At 45.2% G+C, this 16,977-nt stretch carries 13 protein-coding genes; 11 read left to right on the forward strand and 2 right to left on the reverse strand.

Annotation, left to right across the window (positions count from 1 at the left end; all coding sequences use genetic code 11):
• Positions 1-50 precede the first annotated feature (50 nt).
• Positions 51-1,079 (forward strand): GGDEF domain-containing protein, encoded by a 1,029-nt coding sequence (locus HUB64_RS09755; protein ID WP_028759897.1) that lies wholly within the window; start codon positions 51-53, stop codon positions 1,077-1,079.
• A gap of 131 nt (positions 1,080-1,210) precedes the next feature.
• On the opposite strand, the gene HUB64_RS09760 is transcribed toward HUB64_RS09755, so the two are convergent.
• Positions 1,211-3,916, reverse strand: a complete 2,706-nt coding sequence (locus HUB64_RS09760) for an acetate--CoA ligase family protein (protein WP_173244787.1) — start codon at positions 3,914-3,916, stop codon at positions 1,211-1,213.
• A 276-nt stretch (positions 3,917-4,192) separates the two neighbouring features.
• Between HUB64_RS09760 and HUB64_RS09765 the strand changes: the two genes are divergently transcribed.
• Genes HUB64_RS09765 through HUB64_RS09810 form a run of 10 tightly spaced genes read left to right on the forward strand, consistent with a single transcriptional unit; the run spans position 4,193 to position 14,948 of the window.
• Positions 4,193-5,335 carry a methyl-accepting chemotaxis protein gene (locus HUB64_RS09765; RefSeq protein WP_173244790.1) on the forward strand — a complete coding sequence of 381 codons (1,143 nt, stop codon included), beginning with the start codon at positions 4,193-4,195 and terminating at the stop codon, positions 5,333-5,335.
• Between the two features lie 14 nt (positions 5,336-5,349).
• On the forward strand, positions 5,350-5,634 hold the full coding sequence (locus HUB64_RS09770; protein WP_028759900.1) for an STAS domain-containing protein: 285 nt from the start codon (positions 5,350-5,352) through the stop codon (positions 5,632-5,634).
• 8 nt (positions 5,635-5,642) lie between these two features.
• Positions 5,643-7,376, forward strand: a complete 1,734-nt coding sequence (locus tag HUB64_RS09775; RefSeq protein ID WP_173496896.1) for a SpoIIE family protein phosphatase — start codon at positions 5,643-5,645, stop codon at positions 7,374-7,376.
• Positions 7,377-7,379: 3 nt separating this feature from the next.
• On the forward strand, positions 7,380-7,745 hold the full coding sequence (locus HUB64_RS09780; protein ID WP_028759902.1) for a response regulator: 366 nt from the start codon (positions 7,380-7,382) through the stop codon (positions 7,743-7,745).
• 17 nt (positions 7,746-7,762) lie between these two features.
• A complete protein-coding gene (locus tag HUB64_RS09785) occupies positions 7,763-9,916 on the forward strand; it encodes a chemotaxis protein CheA (protein ID WP_173496897.1) in 2,154 nt (717 codons plus the stop codon).
• A 10-nt stretch (positions 9,917-9,926) separates the two neighbouring features.
• Positions 9,927-10,439, forward strand: coding sequence for a chemotaxis protein CheW (locus HUB64_RS09790; protein ID WP_049821692.1), 513 nt, complete (start codon positions 9,927-9,929; stop codon positions 10,437-10,439).
• Between the two features lie 5 nt (positions 10,440-10,444).
• The gene (locus tag HUB64_RS09795; RefSeq protein WP_173496898.1) at positions 10,445-12,442 is read left to right on the forward strand and encodes a methyl-accepting chemotaxis protein; all 1,998 of its coding nucleotides are present in this window, start codon (positions 10,445-10,447) and stop codon (positions 12,440-12,442) included.
• Complete coding sequence (locus tag HUB64_RS09800) at positions 12,443-13,288, forward strand: CheR family methyltransferase (protein ID WP_173496899.1); 846 nt, start codon at positions 12,443-12,445, stop codon at positions 13,286-13,288.
• Positions 13,275-13,895, forward strand: coding sequence for a chemoreceptor glutamine deamidase CheD (cheD, locus tag HUB64_RS09805; protein ID WP_105252529.1), 621 nt, complete (start codon positions 13,275-13,277; stop codon positions 13,893-13,895). Before HUB64_RS09800 ends, cheD begins: the two co-directional genes overlap by 14 nt.
• A gap of 3 nt (positions 13,896-13,898) precedes the next feature.
• Complete coding sequence (locus tag HUB64_RS09810) at positions 13,899-14,948, forward strand: chemotaxis response regulator protein-glutamate methylesterase (RefSeq protein WP_168827113.1); 1,050 nt, start codon at positions 13,899-13,901, stop codon at positions 14,946-14,948.
• A 108-nt stretch (positions 14,949-15,056) separates the two neighbouring features.
• On the opposite strand, the gene HUB64_RS09815 is transcribed toward HUB64_RS09810, so the two are convergent.
• Positions 15,057-16,691, reverse strand: coding sequence for a diguanylate cyclase (locus HUB64_RS09815; RefSeq protein WP_105252527.1), 1,635 nt, complete (start codon positions 16,689-16,691; stop codon positions 15,057-15,059).
• Positions 16,692-16,977: the final 286 nt, after the last annotated feature.

Below are 16,977 nucleotides of genomic sequence, written 5' to 3' on the forward strand. Positions count from 1 at the left end.
GAGTTAACTTAATATATACAAAAACATAACAAATCTATGGTTTGCGATTTATGTCTTCTACTGCAGAAAATAAAGAACTTGATTCTGCCGCGCAAATTTTGCGTTTGGCCGTGCCGCAAATGTCTGCCCTCGATATTCCTGTTACTCCTGAAAATTACACTGTTTGGTATGAATATTTTGCAGGCACAAATCTCGATTTAAATCGCGCGATTGATGGTTTTTTGGCGAATTCTGTCTCTTTTACCAAGGAAGTTAATACCAGTCTTTATAAAACCTTTATCCAAGAACAGTCACCAGAAGTGATTGAAAATGTTCAGATTGAAACACAAATTTTGATCAATAGCCTGTTGAATAAAATCAGCCAGTTGAGTCAAGGAACCGCGGCATTTTCTGGCTCATTAGCCGAGTTTGGTTTGCGATTACAGACTAATCCCGATATCAATACCTTGAACGAGCTGGTTGATGGTGTGGTCGATGAGATGCAGATGCTACTTATCAACAACCGTGAGATGGAGCAAAGTCTGTGTACCATGGGTCAAGAAGTACAAAATCTTAAGTCGGAAATGGAAAATCTTAGCCTCGCGGCTATGACAGACCAATTAACGTCTCTGCATAATCGCCGCGCCTATGAGTTAAGTATTCAGGATCAAATCTACCGTTCACAAGATCACCAGACCCGCTGTAGTCTCTTACTGATTGATATCGATAATTTTAAAGCTTTTAACGACACCTATGGTCATTTAACGGGTGATAAAGTATTGGCCTATGTCGCATTAGCCTTAAAGCAATGTGTGCGTGGGGATGACTTTGTTGCGCGTTATGGCGGCGAAGAATTTGTGGTGGTGCTACCTAACACCCATTTTCACGACGCATTGCAAGTGGCTGAAAATCTGCGTGAACGTATTTCTGAGCGGCGCTTAACGGTAGGGAAAGACAAAAAGCTTTCCCTTGGCGCGATTACTGTCTCGATTGGGATGGCCTCATTGCAACAGGGGGATGATGCTGAAACGCTGTTTAGTCGCGCCGATAAAGCACTGTACCAAGCTAAGTCCGAAGGCCGTAACTGTGTTAGAGGCTGAGAATGTGATGCGAGTGTCGATGTTTCAAGGCGTTAAGTATTAGCTCGGTCGCTATTTCGTTAAATAATCATTTACTTAGGATAACAAAATGCCGCAATGATTTGCGGCGTTTTTGTTCGTCTGGATAGGTGCTATTGATCACTGGGCGGTTTTAAATCCATGTGCATTTTGATCAAATGCTCCTCCATATCGAAGGTCACTTTAAAACCGAGACTCTTGGCAAGACTGGCCATATTGCGATTCTCAAACATGGTAAAGCCGGTGAGCACGGGCGTGTCGTTGGCCTGATAATATTTGATTAATTTTTCGAGTAACAACTTGCCTAACCCTATACCTTGATGATCGCCACGCACCGCCATGGCAAACTCGGCCTCGGTATTATCAGGGTCAATAGATGCACGCACGGCACCTAAGGTGATGTCATCGCCATCGGGTCCCTTAGCCGTGGCTATAAAGGCCATCTCACGGGCGTAATCGATTTGAGTTAATACCGCCATTTCTTCATGGGTCATTTTCGATCGCACCCCAAAATAACGTTTGTATCTGTCTTCATCGGATAACGAATTATCGAAGGCCAAATGTTTAGGCTCATCTTCGGGCAAAATCGGCCTTAGCATTACCTTAAGGCCATTTTTAAGCTCGGCGAATTCTTCTAATTCCTTCGGATAGGGCATGATGGCCATCCGCGATGAACTGTCGGCATTGGCATCATGCAAACGGATATTCACATCGAGCAGAGTGATGTTTTCACCCGCGGCCAGTACTGGGTTTAAATCTAACGAGGCGATTTCAGGACAATCGATAATAATGTGGGATATTTGCGTTAACATCACGCACAGGGCATTCATGTCTAGACCCAGTGGTAAATGTCTGTCCTTTAACTTATGGGTCTTTAACGCTTGGATCACCATATAACGCGCCAGTGCCATATTCAGGGGAGGCAGGGCAACGGCAGCATCATTGGTGGGGTCCCATTCTGAGCCACCTTCGCCAAGGCAAATCGCCGGACCAAAGACGGGATCGCTTATCACGGCCACGCGGATTTCCTGCGCGCCAGCGGTCAACGCCATTTTCTGCACTATCATGCCTTCAATAATGGCTTCGGGATTGGCTTGATGCACCCTCTGGGTAATCGCATTCGCGGCGTGGCGGATATCTTCAGCCGAGGTTAAATTGAGCATCACTCCGTGCACATCGGACTTATGCAAGATGTTAGGGGATTGCACTTTTAACGCTAAGGGATAGCCCGCTTCATTCGCAATGGCCACCGCTTCATCGGCATCTTTCACAAACCAAGTGTCTATAGTGTTAAGCCCATAAGCACGCAAAATAGGGCTGGCCTCATGGGTTTCCAGTACCGATTTTCCTTTAGCTTGAGCCGCTTGCAATAATTTGCGCGCCGTGAGGCTATCTGTCGGAATATTATCGGGGATCGATTGCGGCACTTCTTGCAGCAGTTTTTGGTTACGACGGTATTCAACCATGTGCATAAAGGCCCCCACAGCACCTTCGGGTGTACGGTAGGTGGATATACCGCCCTTAGTGAAGCGTTTTCGTGCCTGATAAGCTGAGTCTTCACCGCTCCAGTTAGTCAAAATATTGAGGCGATTCTTTTTGGGATGCGCGTGGATCACACTCACCAAAGCATCAGCTATCTCAACACTTTCACCGAGTGCTGAAGGGGAGTGCAAGACCAAAATAGCGTCAAGTTCATTGGAATCCATCAAGATAGTCAAAGCTTTAGCATATCGTGATGCGTTCGCATCACCAATGATATCGATGGGGTTTTGCCTTGACCAAGTATTCGGTAACACGGCTTCTAATTTGGCTATGGTGTCATCTGACAATTCAGCCAATTTACCGCCGCGCATAATGAGTTCATCCACAGCTAACACCGCGGGGCCGCCACCATTACTGATAATTCCTAAGCGTTCACCTTGCAGCGGATTAGAATGCGCGAGGCTTTCAACCGCGGCAAACAGTTCAATTAGATCGTTAACCCGCAACATACCTGCACGGCGAAACGCCGCTTCATACACTGCATCGTTACCGCCAACACCACCCGTATGCAATTTTGCGGCGCGGGCACCTTCGGCGCTGCGGCCCGATTTAATCACTAGAATTGGTTTATTGCGTGAAGCGGCTCGAGCAGCGGAGAGGAAATGGCGCTTCTCATTCACTGAGTCGATATAAAGCATGATGGCGCTGGTGCGACTATCGCGGCCAAGGTAATCGAGCAGTTCGTCAAAGTTAATGTCGGTGGCATCACCGAGGGAGATAAAGGAGGAAAAGCCAATACCTTTGTTATTGGCCCAATCGAGTACCGTTGTACAAATAGCAGCCGATTGAGACACAAATGCTATTTTGCCCGGTAGGGCGCTGGCGTGGGCTAAGCTGGCATTTAATCCCAATGGGGGTAATAGCATTCCTAAGCTATTTGGCCCCAGAATGCGCATCCCGTAACGCTTAGCATTTTGCATGGCAAGGTCGAGCAGGCTCACGCCATCTTCGTTAAATTCCTGTGCCATTCCCGCTGCCATAATAATGGCCACCTTACAGCCAAATTGCGCAAGAGTTTCAACAATGGTGGGCACACGGCAAGCGCGGGTACAAATAACCGCTAAATCGGGTTTGATGGGTAAGGCTTCAATATTGGGATAGGCGAGCACGCCCATCACTGCCCGATACTTAGGGGTGACTGGCATGATAGGCCCCGAAAAACCACTCGATAGTAGGTTTTTCATCAGCACATTACCCGCGCGTTTTTCGGTATTCGAAGCGCCGATAATAGCAACGGAAGTCGGTTTAAATAAGGAGTTTAATGTACGTTGACTCATAAGCGATCCCATCCCAATCCATGACGCTTCCAGTGTAACCTAGGGTATGAGGACTGCACAGTTAAGTTTCGGGTTCCATTAAGACAAGTTTATTAGCAAATCATGAATTTACGGCAATTTACTGAGAATTAGCGCTCAATGATGGGGATTTCTATCGCGATAACTGCATTTTCCGCATTGCGACACGTAACAATGTGAATAATTTCACTTTCGTGTTTGAAAATCACCCAATATGAAACTACTTTTTAATCACTGTACAATTATTGTGAAGTCCATATGACATACAAGGATGGGGTCGTTGCGGTGCTCGCGGCAGGCGTTGGATATGCGCTGAGTTTGATGACATTGTGGGCTATTGGTCCGGTTATTTCTGTATTGATGATGTTGCTGTGGCAATTTTATCAGCACCAGCAAATGCAGTCAGTTCAACAGCATGATGATAAGTCCTTCAACAACCAACTTGCCGCGGATTGGCAAGCCCATATCAATCTGTATCAAGAGTCAATCACGACACTTAACGGCTGCGAGGCTAACATTGACAGTGTGCTAGCGGTGCAAGGTGACGCAGTCAATTTGCTCGGTGAGTCATTCGATGGTTTAGGGCGGTTAATGACGGAGCAGACAGGATTTATTTCAGATCTCGTTAAGAGTACTGATGATGCTGAGTTATTCCATTCAGATCAAATGAAGCAATTTGCCAACAATACCTCAATGACGTTAGAGCGCTTTATTCAATCCACCATAGAAATGTCGGCATCAACTATGGAGTTGTTGGAAAAAGTGAATCTCATCTACGAGTCTATGCCTCAAGCGATGAAAGCCTTGCAAGACATAGATCAAATCTCGTCCCAGACTAATTTGCTGGCTTTAAATGCGGCAATTGAAGCGGCGCGGGCGGGTGATGCGGGTAGGGGCTTTGCCGTTGTGGCAGATGAAGTGCGCGCTTTATCCACTCGTAGCGCAGGTTTTAGTGAAAGCATACAAAAACAGCTTAAATCAATTCAAATTCAGATTGAACAATTAACCGTACACGTGAGTAAAGTCGCCGCTCAAGATATGACTTATATTATTGATGCAAAAAAGGATATAGATACTGCACTAAGGCAGATTATCGTTAAAGCAGAGAAGGATTCTCAAGTGATTGAACGTATCGATTCATCCGCACATGAACTAGAACAAGCCATCTCGGATACTATTCGGGGATTGCAGTTCAGTGATATTACTTCCCAAAGCCTGATTTACACAAATCAGTCCCTAAACCATTTAAAAGAATCGCTCAATCGCGTCACCACTATGTCACAACAGGAGTTTGGCATTAAGGGGGATGACATCACAATACAAATGAGTCGCCGACGTCAGGAGACTCATAATCCCGTTTCAAGGGATCAAATTACCTGTGGTGAAATTGAACTCTTTTAATTAGGGATAACACAATGTCAAATATTAAAGTTATTTCATTGCCAGAGCGCTTTGACTTTTATTACCACAAGAAATTCACCAGTGATTATCAAGATATTTTAACGCTTCCAGAGGTTAACCATATTATTTTAGATTTTAGTCGAGTGCTTTACCTCGATAGTTCTGCTTTAGGCATGATGGTACTGCTGCATCGTAAGGCGCAGGAGTTACATATTTCTACGTCTGTAAAAGGTGCACATGGTCAGGCGAATGAAATCCTTAGTATTGCCAATATGCAGAAAATCTACATCATAGAGTAACACTCATTATGGTATCGCTTACTCAGCCGGAACATTTTATTTTAGTTATCGATGATGACGCTATTGCGAGTCAAAGGATCAGTGACTTTATTCACAGCAAAGGTTACAACGTTATTGTTTGTAGTGATCTAGAAGAAGGTTTATTTGAAATAACGCAAAATACGGTTGATTTAATTCTGATTAACTATTGGTTAAAAGATGGTACCGCACTGGCGTTACTGGATAAGTTAAATAAGGACAAAAAAGAAACACCTGTTATAGTTATGAGCGAGACAAAAGAAAATCAATCCGTATTAGCCTGTTTTAGAATGGGGGTTTTGGATTTTGTTGTTAAACCGATAAATGTTGAAATATTTTGGTATAAGGTTGAATGTTTACTTACCCGAGTACAACTTCAGCATAAAGTAGAGCATCAAAGAATTGAACTTGAAAAAATGCTTTATGAAAAGGCCCGAGAAGAACACATGGCCCGGCATTTATTTGAGCACTTAGTCAATATTGATAATACTGACTTTGATTTTGTACATACTTACTGCCAAGCCAGTGCCAATTTTTGCGGTGATATTATCCTCAATGGCATAGCACCTAATGGCAATTTCTTCTTAATTCTCGCCGATTCAACGGGTCATGGCCTGAGTGCAGCCATGCCCATCATGCGTGTTGCCAGTACATTTAGGGCCATGGTTTCAAAGGGATTTTCTTTAGTTACGTTTATTTATGAACTGAATGCTAAGCTCCACCGAGAAAACCCTGAAGACAGATTTGTTGCCTGTATTATTTTAGAAGCCGATTTTAATCGTAATAAATTACACATTTGGAATGGTGGTATGCCACCCGTGTATATTCAAACGGGGGGAATTGACTGTTTAACAAACCACAACATTAAAGAAACTGACCATTCTCGTTCAGTCAGTAATCAATCCATCGATAAATTTAAATCGACAAATATGGCCCTTGGTATTTTACCTCCGCATACTTTTATAGCGGATATTGTTACGGTTGATTTACCATCCCATGGGTATGCTTGTCTTTTTAGTGATGGTTTAATAGAGCAATATACCCATGACGGCAATCCATTTGGCATTGATAAATTAAAAAATCTATTTATTAATTTGTCAGGTGGTCTAGTTAAATATTTAGAGGACAATATGCATGAGTACTGTTCTGCTGAAAATATTGCCGACGACATCACTATTTGTACCTTAGATTTTGAACGATTAAACACTTGGCATCAAGATCGTGATGTTAGTCGTATTAAAGCCATTATGGATGGTGAGTTCTGCTGGGATGTCAGTATTGCAGGGCCTATGTTACTCAGCGCTGATTATTTAAGTTCATTGAATCAGTTTCTCAGCATATTGGGATTTGCGACTAATTTCTGTCAACGGGTTTTTACTGTTGTCGCAGAGTTATTTAGCAACGCCATTGATCATGGTGTACTAAAATTAGATTCTCGACTAAAAAATGATCCAGAAGGCTTCGAACTGTACCATAGTATTAGGGACAGTTTTGCAGATAGGCTCACGGAAAATGATTGGGTAAAAGTGAGCATCATCTGGCGTTCATCGCAGGATGAATTACATATTAGCGTGGCTGACAGTGGCAAAGGCTTTGAGGGTGATGAAAATTTGATGGCGGACATTCCTCAGTTGTCTGGGCGCGGTCTATCGCTGGTGAAAACATTATCTAAGACATACGAATTAGTACCGCCAGGGAATATAACTAAAGTCATAATGGAATAGCGCATGAGTAAAAGAATATTAATTGTTGATGATTCCGCAGCGATTCGACAAATGGTCGAAGCGACCCTTAAATCGGCTAATTATCAAGTGGTACTGGCCAAAGATGGTCGAGAAGCCCTCGATATCTGTAATGGGCAGAGATTTGACTTCATTCTGACAGACCAAAACATGCCTCGAATGGATGGGCTGACCTTAATTAAATCCTTACGTGCTATGTCGGCATTTATGCGTACGCCGATCATTATGCTCACCACGGAAGCGGGCGATGATATGAAAGCCCAAGGGAAAGCCGCGGGTGCGACGGGATGGATGGTAAAACCCTTTGATCCTCAAAAGTTGTTGGCTATTACGGCTAAAGTGCTGGGTTAACTGCAACGGGGTGCGCTATGTCCATCAATATGGCCGAGTTCCATCAGGTCTTTTTTGAAGAAAGTCATGAACATCTTGAAAATATGGAACAATTGCTATTGGCATTGGACCTTGCTTCTCCCGATCCTGAAGAACTGAACACCATTTTCCGTGCTGCACATTCTATAAAAGGCGGCAGTGGTATTTTTGGTTTTACCGCATTAACCAGTGTCACCCATGTGATGGAAAACCTGCTGGATAAAACGCGTAAGGGTAACTTCCAATTAACGTCATCTATTATCGATTTACTGCTGAGTACTGTGGACACGTTATCCCATATCTTGAGCTTGTACCGCGAAGAAGAGCAGATTGATTGGCAGGAGGTCGAATACAGTAAAAGTCAGTTGGTCGCAGCGTTAAATGGTGAGCCTTTTAGTTCATCAGTTGCGATACGTAATGGTACAGACGCCGCTAGCACTCCCATCATAAATGCAACACTGACCGCACCAGTGGAGGCAGAAGATCTGGGTTTTGGATTTTTTGAAGATGAAATGGCACGTGATATTGCCATCGAAGGTGAAGACTTTGGATTTTTTGATGAGGCTTATCAAGCGGAAGACATCAGCGCTGACAGTGTGGCAAATAATAAAGAGTGTATTGCTGAGCTGTGTGATGTGACAATTGACGATGATGAGTTAGGCTTTGGTTTTTTTGAAGCATTAACGCCAGAATCCTTCGCCAATGAAATCGAGTTATTAAGTTCGAAACCGCTAGTGCAGAAGGTTTATAAGCCAGCGACCACTCGAGCACATCAAGCCAAGGAAACTGGAAGTAGCCAATCCAAAAACACCTTATTTAAAGCCAAAGCGACTGAGCCCACCGTACCTGATTCAACCGTGCCCATGAGTCCTTCTGTGAAAGCAAGCTCGCCTGCAATACTGAGTTCAAACGCAACATCAAACTCATCCGTTGCCCCAAAGCCCAATACCACAGAGGTGAAAACAGCGACGAAAAAACCAGCCACGCCAGCCCAAGATGCCACCTTAAGGGTCGAAACCTCTAAGATAGATACTTTGGTTAATCTCGCGGGCGAGCTGGTGATCACTCAGTCTATGTTGACCCTCATTGGTAACGAGATGACGGGCGATTTAGGTGAGCGACTCAAGACCGCACTCAATGAATTGGAACGTAATACCCGTGAGATGCAAGAGGCAGTGATGTCGGTGCGTATGCTGCCGGTATCCTTTGTGTTTAACCGTTTCAACCGTTTAGTGAGGGACCTTTCTGAGCAACTGGGTAAAAACGTCAATCTCGTGATTGAAGGTGGCAACACAGAAATTGACAAGGGCATGATTGAAAAGCTCGTCGATCCGCTGACCCACTTAGTGCGCAATAGTTTAGATCACGGTATCGAAAAACCTGAAAAACGGCTCGCAGCGGGTAAATCTGAAGTGGGTGTGTTATCCCTTAAAGCCAGTCAAAGGGGCGGCAATATCGTTATCGCTGTGCACGATAACGGCGCAGGCTTAAATCGTGAACGCATTATTCAAAAGGCGCGGGAAAATGGTTTGCAAGTGGCAGATAACAGTAGCGACAAGCAAATTTGGCAATTGATTTTTGCCGCAGGATTTTCAACTGCGGAGGAAGTCACAGATGTGTCAGGCCGCGGTGTCGGTATGGATGTGGTGCGCCGTAATATTGAAGCCTTAGGTGGACGCATTGATATTGAATCCACTGAGGGCCAAGGCTCAACCTTTGAAATCCAGTTGCCACTCACGCTCGCCATTGTCGATGGTATGACGGTTTCCGTGGGAAATCAGATCTACATTCTGCCCTTAGTGCACATCATAGAATCTATTCAGCCGCAAACGGAACAACTTAAATTTCTCGCCAAAGAAAGACTCTTAAAAGTACGTGAAGAGTACTTACCTCTGCTCAATCTTTATCAGCTGATGGAAATTGAGCCCAATGCCCGCTGCCCAGAAGAGGGCATAGTCGTATTGCTCGAAAGCAACCACAAGCGCTTTGGCCTGTGCGTTGATGCCTTAGTTGGCCAGCAGCAAGTGGTGATTAAAAGTCTTGAAAAACATTATCGCAGGATCCCCGGTGTTTCCGGCGCCACCATCATGGGCGATGGCAGCGTCGCGTTGATCCTCGATGTCGAATCGCTCGCTCTGCACATTAAAAATTAAGGAAATAGCCATGGAGAGTCGATCAACTATGACCGCCAAAGTGGAATACAACGCCCATGATGAGGTGGAGTTTTTAAGCTTTATGTTAGGCGAAGAGCACTATGCCCTCGATATTATGTCCGTCAAAGAAATTCGCGGTTATGAGTCGGTCACTAAAATCGCCAACGCCCCCAGCTTTATAAAAGGCGTGATTAATTTGCGCGGCGACATAGTGCCCATAGTGGATTTGCGGATGAAATTTGCTGTTGGAACCGCCACTTATAACGAGTTCACTATCGTTATTATGCTCAATGTGTTTGAACGTATAGTCGGCATAGTGGTCGATGCCGTCTCCGATGTGATTAAGCTGTCGGCGGAGGAAATCTTACCTGCCCCAGAATTTGGAGTGGCGTTCGATAGCCGCTACCTCAAAGGCTTAGCCACGGTCGAGGATAAGATGATCATTTTAGTAAATATTCAGGCTCTGATCAGCAGTGATGAGCTGGGTCTAATTGATGCAAATAGTCTGACTGATCAGGAGTAACAATAATGAGTATCTTCAAATTTTTTGGCAATGATGAGGCGCGTGAGCAAAGGGATGAAGAGCGTCAGCGCTATTTTCAGCTACTTGATAACAGTGGCAACAGCTTTATGATCGCTGACAGTCAGCGCAATATTATTTATGCGAATAAAGCCGTCGTCCGTTTACTGCAAGAGGCAGAGGACGATATTCGTAAAGAGTTACCTCAGTTCTCGGTTGCCAAACTGATCGGCAGTAATATCGACATTTTCCATAAAAATCCTGCACATCAGCGCAATTTATTAGAACGTCTAACCCAATCCCATACCGCGCAAATCACCATAGGCAAACGTACCTTTAGGTTGATTCTGACGCCGATTATCACCGCTGAAAATAAGCATTTAGGCACAGGTGTTGAGTGGATAGACCGCACCGAAAGTATCGAAGCCGAGCGAGCAACCCAGCGCATCCTCGAAGCGCTCAATAATACCAGTACCAACGTCATGATAGCCGATGCTAACCGTACGATCATTTATATGAATCGCTCGGTCGAAACTATGTTGCGCCATTCTGAAAGTGAGATCAGACAAGCCTTACCGCATTTTTCCGTGGATAAAATCCTCGGCAGCTCGATGGATATCTTCCACCGCAATCCTGCCCACCAAGCAAGTTTACTCGATAAATTAGACCGTAAATATGAATCGCTTATTAAGGTGGCCAGTTGCCACTTTCGTTTAACCGCTAGCCCCATAGTGTCTAAAGAAGGTGAGCGCTTAGGCACTGTGGTTGAATGGCTCGACCGCACCATTGAAGTCCAAACCGAGCAGGAAATTTCCCGAATAGTCACAGCCGCAGCGGCAGGTGATTTCTCCCAAAGGGCGGAAACAGATGGCAAGCAAGGTTTCTTTTTAATGCTGGCGAACAATTTAAATTCGTTAATTGAAACCTCGGAACGTGGATTGCAAGATGTGGCGCGGGTGCTGATGGCGCTAGCGGATGGCGATCTTACCACTCGCATTTATAACGACTATGAAGGCACCTTTGATGATTTGAAAAATTACTCAAATCAAACTGCTGAAAAGTTATCCTTCATGATCCAAGATATTCAACGAGCCGCGGATACCATCAATACCGCTTCGGCAGAAATAGCCCAAGGCAACGCTGATTTATCCAGCCGCACCGAAGAGCAAGCTTCGAGCCTAGAGCAAACCTCGGCCAGCATGGAGGAACTCACAGGTACAGTGAAACTCAATGCGGATAATGCCAGTCAAGCCAATGCCTTAGCCTCTAAAGCGGCTGAAGTCGCTGTGGACGGTGGTGAGCTTATTCAGCAAGTTGTCCAGACCATGGCATCGATTAATGAATCGGCGCGTAAGATTGCCGACATTATTGGTGTTATCGATGGCATTGCTTTCCAGACCAATATCTTAGCGCTCAATGCTGCGGTTGAAGCGGCGCGGGCGGGCGAACAAGGCCGCGGCTTTGCGGTGGTCGCGTCAGAAGTGCGTAGCTTAGCTCAACGTTCGGCCAATGCCGCTAAAGATATCAAGGCACTGATCTCTGATTCTGTGTCTAAAATCGAGAGTGGCAACAGCCTTGTCGGTAAGTCCGGCGATACCATGAAGGAAATCGTCATCGCCATTAAACGGGTGAACGACATCATGGCGGAAATTGCCTCAGCCTCTAATGAGCAGGCCATCGGTATCGATGAGATCAGCAAAGCCGTAGTGCAAATGGATGAAATGACGCAACAAAATGCGGCATTGGTTGAAGAAGCGGCCGCCGCAGCGGAAAGCATGCAATCCCAAGCGCAGCAACTCTCAGACAGTGTCGCCAGTTTTCGCGTGGACGACGAAGATGAAGCCCCAAGACGCAGCAACGCGAGATTAGCGGCGCCCAAAGCGAAGGCGATGAAACCCATCAAACAGCAGCTTCAACCTATGGCAAAATCAAGGGTGACAGAGAAACCTAAAACCAATGCGATGAAGCCCATGAAGCAAGATCAAGATGAATGGGAAGAATTTTAATTGAGTGAAAACAAACCATTGGAACGAGAGTTTGCCTATACCTCGGTGCACTTTAATACCGCGAGGACGACGCTGTACCGCTTAGCGGGGATCAAACTCGCCGATAGCAAGGATGCTATGGTGTATAGCCGTTTAGTGCGGCGGATCAGAACATTGAAATTAGCCGGTTTTTCGGCTTATTTTGAGTATCTGCTAAGCCATGAAAACGAACACCAAGAATTTATCAATGCGTTAACCACTAATCAAACGGCATTTTTTCGGGAACCGCATCACTTTGAGGTGTTAAAACAGTATTTAATCAATAACCCTGACACTCGCAGGATCTGGTGTGCTGCCAGTAGCACAGGGGAAGAACCTTACTCGATTGCGATTGTCGTCGCTGAACATTTCAACAGTTTTAAAACGCCTATTGAGATCATTGCTTCCGATATCGACAGCGGCGTGCTTAAAAAGGCTGAAATGGGCATTTATCCCTTAGATCGTATTGATACTGTCAGCGATATTCGCAAGAAACGGTTTTTTCACCGTGGAAGGGGTTCACAGTTGGGCAATGTGCGCGTGGTTCCCGAATTAAAGCAGATGCTCAAGTTTACCCGCATTAATTTGCTCGATTCTTTTTGGCCGCTAAAAACGCCAATCGATGTGATTTTTTGCCGTAATGTAATGATTTATTTCGATAAAGAAACGCAGGAAGTCATATTAAAACACATGATGAACTCCCTTAGCGAGGATGGGCTTTATATTGCGGGACATTCGGAAAATTTTAATATGTTCCCGCAAATCATCACTGCCGTTGGTCAAACAACCTATCGGCCAGTGAAGGGGCTCATGAGTGCTAAAACCTAATATCGAATATGCCATTGCAGAGCCGAATCGCTATCACGATCATCATTTTGGTTGCGATGCGGTAAAAATATTACCCGGTGAGTATTTTGCAACCCGTGAAGATACCATGATAGTGACAGTGTTAGGCTCCTGCGTCTCAGTGTGCTTGTATGATCCTAAGCTCAAAATTGGTGGAATGAATCACTTTTTATTGCCAAGTGACAATAGCAATTGTACTGGGGTGCTCGCCGATTCTGCCCGTTACGGCGTGTATGCCATGGAGTTGTTAATCAACGACTTACTCAAGCTTGGCGCACAGCGCAATTCACTCGAAGCTAAGGTGTTTGGGGGCGGCAATATGTTACGCAGCTTTACTGTGCACAACATTGGTGAGCGTAATGCTGAGTTTGTGATTGAATATCTCAATCTTGAAAATATCCCTATCGTTGCTGCCGATTTACTCGATGTATATCCGCGCAAAGTGTATTTTTTCCCCCATTCGGGAAAAGTGAAAGTCCGCAAAATTAAATCCATGCATAACAGTACAATTCTTGACAGGGAAAGTGAGTACCGTTTACGGGTTCGTAATTTACCTTCGGGCGGCGACGTTGAACTATTTGGTGATTAAGTTATGACGATCAAAGTGTTAGTTGTTGACGATTCTGCGCTGATGCGCAGCTTGCTCGGTAAAATGATTGAGGCTGACTCTGAACTGTCTCTGGTTGGGCTCGCTGCCGATGCCTATGAGGCCAAGGATCTGGTGAATCAATTTCGCCCCGATGTGATTACCTTAGACATCGAAATGCCCAAAGTAGATGGTTTAACATTTTTGGACCGCTTGATGAAAGCCAGGCCCACTGCAGTAGTGATGATTTCATCGTTAACCGAGCAGGGCGCTGATGCGACATTTAACGCCTTGGCCTTAGGCGCGGTGGATTTTATCCCTAAACCGAAATTAGACTCGCCCCAAGGTATCCATGATTATCAGGATTTGATTTTAGATAAGATCAAATCTGCCGCGAAAGCCAAAATCATCAAACCGCAGAAATTTGTTGAGCCAGTACGCCCTGTTTCAAGTAAGCGACCAGTATTGGCCAATACAACCCTGACACAGCATTTAGTCGCGATAGGCGCATCTACTGGCGGTACTGAAGCCATTCTTTATGTATTACAACATTTACCCGCGGCTATGCCGCCGATAGTGATCACCCAACATATGCCAGCGGGGTTTACCCGAACTTTTGCGGAACGTTTAAACCGACAGTCACGGATCACTGTCAAAGAAGCCGAGCATGGGGAACGACTCTTACCCAGTTATGCCTATGTTGCACCTGGGGATCATCACCTTGAGATCATCAAAGTGGGTGGTAGTTATAAAGTCAAATTAACCCAAGATGAAAAGGTCAGTGGCCACAGACCTTCGGTCGATGTGATGTTTACGGCCTTGGCCCAATGTGCCGCGCCCAATATGAGCGCGATGATTTTAACCGGTATGGGCAAAGATGGTGCCGAAGGCATGGTGGCGCTACACCAAAAAGGCGTCACTACATTTGCCCAAGATGAACAAAGTTGTGTGGTATTTGGCATGCCACGAGAAGCAATAAAGTGCCGTGCAGTAGATTATGTGGTGGAGTTATCGCAGATGCCGAGCAAGCTCATTAACCATTTAAGCTCACTGTGACCGCCCACGCTGAGTGGGATTAAAAAGTAACGAATAGAGCGTGAGTCTCGCAGGAAGAGCATTACGCCGAACTGATTTGTGCGCTGCAGTGGCTCATTCTATCTAGTGCTAGTCAGTCGGAGAAACCACGAGCTGATTTCTGCCTAAACGTTTAGCTTCGTAAAGGTTTTTATCTGCTAGTAACAGACAATCTTGAAATTCCTCACATTGATCCGAAAAGGCTAAACCGCCGCTGAGCGTCACCTTAAATTCGACGCCATCTTCAACAAATACGATATGGCTAAAGCTTTCACGGATCGCATTCAACTTGGCAATCGCCAGTGGTTTTTGCATATCTGGCAGCACTAACATAAATTCTTCACCACCGTAGCGGCCGGTAAAGTCAGTTTGACGTAAGGATTGTTGTAACAGGTGGGCAAATGCCAACAACACCTTATCACCACCGGAATGACCATAAGTATCGTTGACCTTTTTGAAGTGATCTAAATCGAACATAGCGATACAAACTTGAGAGTTAATCCGTTTCGCTACGTTAAAACAGCGTCTCGCAGCCACCAGAATTTGGGTATGATTTAACAGCCCAGTTAAGCTGTCGCGACTAGCCGAACTGCGAATATCATGACCCCGTTGCGCACGGGAAATCACCTGCGCGACGAATAAACTCGGTGCGGTTTGCTTTGAAATTAAGTCATCTGATCCCGCTTGTATGATGCTGACCTTATTCTGCATCGTATCGTCTGAGCTCAACACGAGAATTGGGCTCGAGGTGTATTTATCCAATTGGCGGATCATCTTTGCCAGCTCAAGCCCGTTCACTTCGGGCATGTACAAATCGAAGATAAACAAATCAGGCTCAAATTGCTCAAGGGCAGGCAAGACTTGCTCGGCACTGGACAACCCTTTTACCATCAAACCATGGCTGCGTAACAGGCTTGAAAAGTAATCCACCATAGATTGTTGATCATCCACCAGTAACACCTTAAGCGGCTGTTTCTCTGACATCTTGAGAGATTGATGGATTTTGCGCACCAATAAAGTGGTTTCCGCAGGTTTAACAAAATATTCGCTGACGTTGGCACGAATGGCCAATAGCCGCATGTCAAAATCCCCCCGCGAGGATAAAACAAATACTCGGGTATTGTTCTTCTCAAACTCAGTGGCAGCTTCGAACAAGGCCTCTTCAGTCCAATCTGGTAGAATTAAATCTAATAAAATCAGATCGAAGGGCGTTTTATTTTGCACCACCAGAAAGCTCGTGAAATTCAAAAAATGCTGCACACTAAAACCGAACTCTCGCAGCTGCTTTGTGATCATAGCGCCGACATTCCCATCGTCTTCTATGATGGCAATATGGTGCTCATGGCGCGCCTTTGACGGTTTATAGGGGCTTTGCTGCATTTGCGCCTCTACTACTGGCGCCGACGGTTGGCCGCGCATATTGTTTTGTAACAACTGGTGGAAGAGGGTATCTAAGCCTTTGATCGTAGGAAGTTCGGGGGCTGGCGCATTGAGCAGCCCCTTAAGCAGCAACTCCAGTTTATCGACTATGTGTTTGGTATCTGATAACCCAAAGGTCTCGCTCGACCCTTTTAAGTTATGCACCTCTCGGTACACGGCAGACAGCATGTGTGCGTCCCAATTTTTACGCAATGAAATCCACAAGGTAATGATTTGTTTCTTTTTATCCGGCAGTGCATGTAGAAACTGTCGTTTAAGTTGCTCTAACGAATCTTCAAAACTCATAGGCAATAGATATCCTAAATAATTGAGCCCTAGGTCTTAATCTCTATGTAGACGCTACGCCAAGACGTTAAAACCCGTTTACTCCCACACTGAAATGGAAACTACTCTGGAGAAGCATGTAACAGATTCAATCAATTGCACTTATCTTTACACTCACTCATAGAGTGTAAACCACTGCAAAAAAAACGATGGGGAAATGCTGAGATTGCATAGGCATTGATAAGAATATTGGGTCGAATAGCCGAAATCAGCACAGTGATCGCGAACAGTATAATGCTAAATATTT

It is taken from the genome of Shewanella sp. ISTPL2, assembly GCF_013283205.1.
Lineage (GTDB): Bacteria > Pseudomonadota > Gammaproteobacteria > Enterobacterales > Shewanellaceae > Shewanella > Shewanella oncorhynchi.

Excerpts from the sequence above, each read along its gene's own strand:
- HUB64_RS09755 (WP_028759897.1), top strand. The coding sequence starts at position 51 with ATGTCTTCTACTGCAGAAAATAAAGAACTTGATTCTGCCGCGCAAATT.
- HUB64_RS09760 (WP_173244787.1), bottom strand. The coding sequence starts at position 3,916 with ATGAGTCAACGTACATTAAACTCCTTATTTAAACCGACTTCCGTTGCT.
- HUB64_RS09765 (WP_173244790.1), top strand. The coding sequence starts at position 4,193 with ATGACATACAAGGATGGGGTCGTTGCGGTGCTCGCGGCAGGCGTTGGA.
- HUB64_RS09770 (WP_028759900.1), top strand. The coding sequence starts at position 5,350 with ATGTCAAATATTAAAGTTATTTCATTGCCAGAGCGCTTTGACTTTTAT.
- HUB64_RS09775 (WP_173496896.1), top strand. The coding sequence starts at position 5,643 with ATGGTATCGCTTACTCAGCCGGAACATTTTATTTTAGTTATCGATGAT.
- HUB64_RS09780 (WP_028759902.1), top strand. The coding sequence starts at position 7,380 with ATGAGTAAAAGAATATTAATTGTTGATGATTCCGCAGCGATTCGACAA.
- HUB64_RS09785 (WP_173496897.1), top strand. The coding sequence starts at position 7,763 with ATGTCCATCAATATGGCCGAGTTCCATCAGGTCTTTTTTGAAGAAAGT.
- HUB64_RS09790 (WP_049821692.1), top strand. The coding sequence starts at position 9,927 with ATGGAGAGTCGATCAACTATGACCGCCAAAGTGGAATACAACGCCCAT.
- HUB64_RS09795 (WP_173496898.1), top strand. The coding sequence starts at position 10,445 with ATGAGTATCTTCAAATTTTTTGGCAATGATGAGGCGCGTGAGCAAAGG.
- HUB64_RS09810 (WP_168827113.1), top strand. The coding sequence starts at position 13,899 with ATGACGATCAAAGTGTTAGTTGTTGACGATTCTGCGCTGATGCGCAGC.
- HUB64_RS09815 (WP_105252527.1), bottom strand. The coding sequence starts at position 16,691 with ATGAGTTTTGAAGATTCGTTAGAGCAACTTAAACGACAGTTTCTACAT.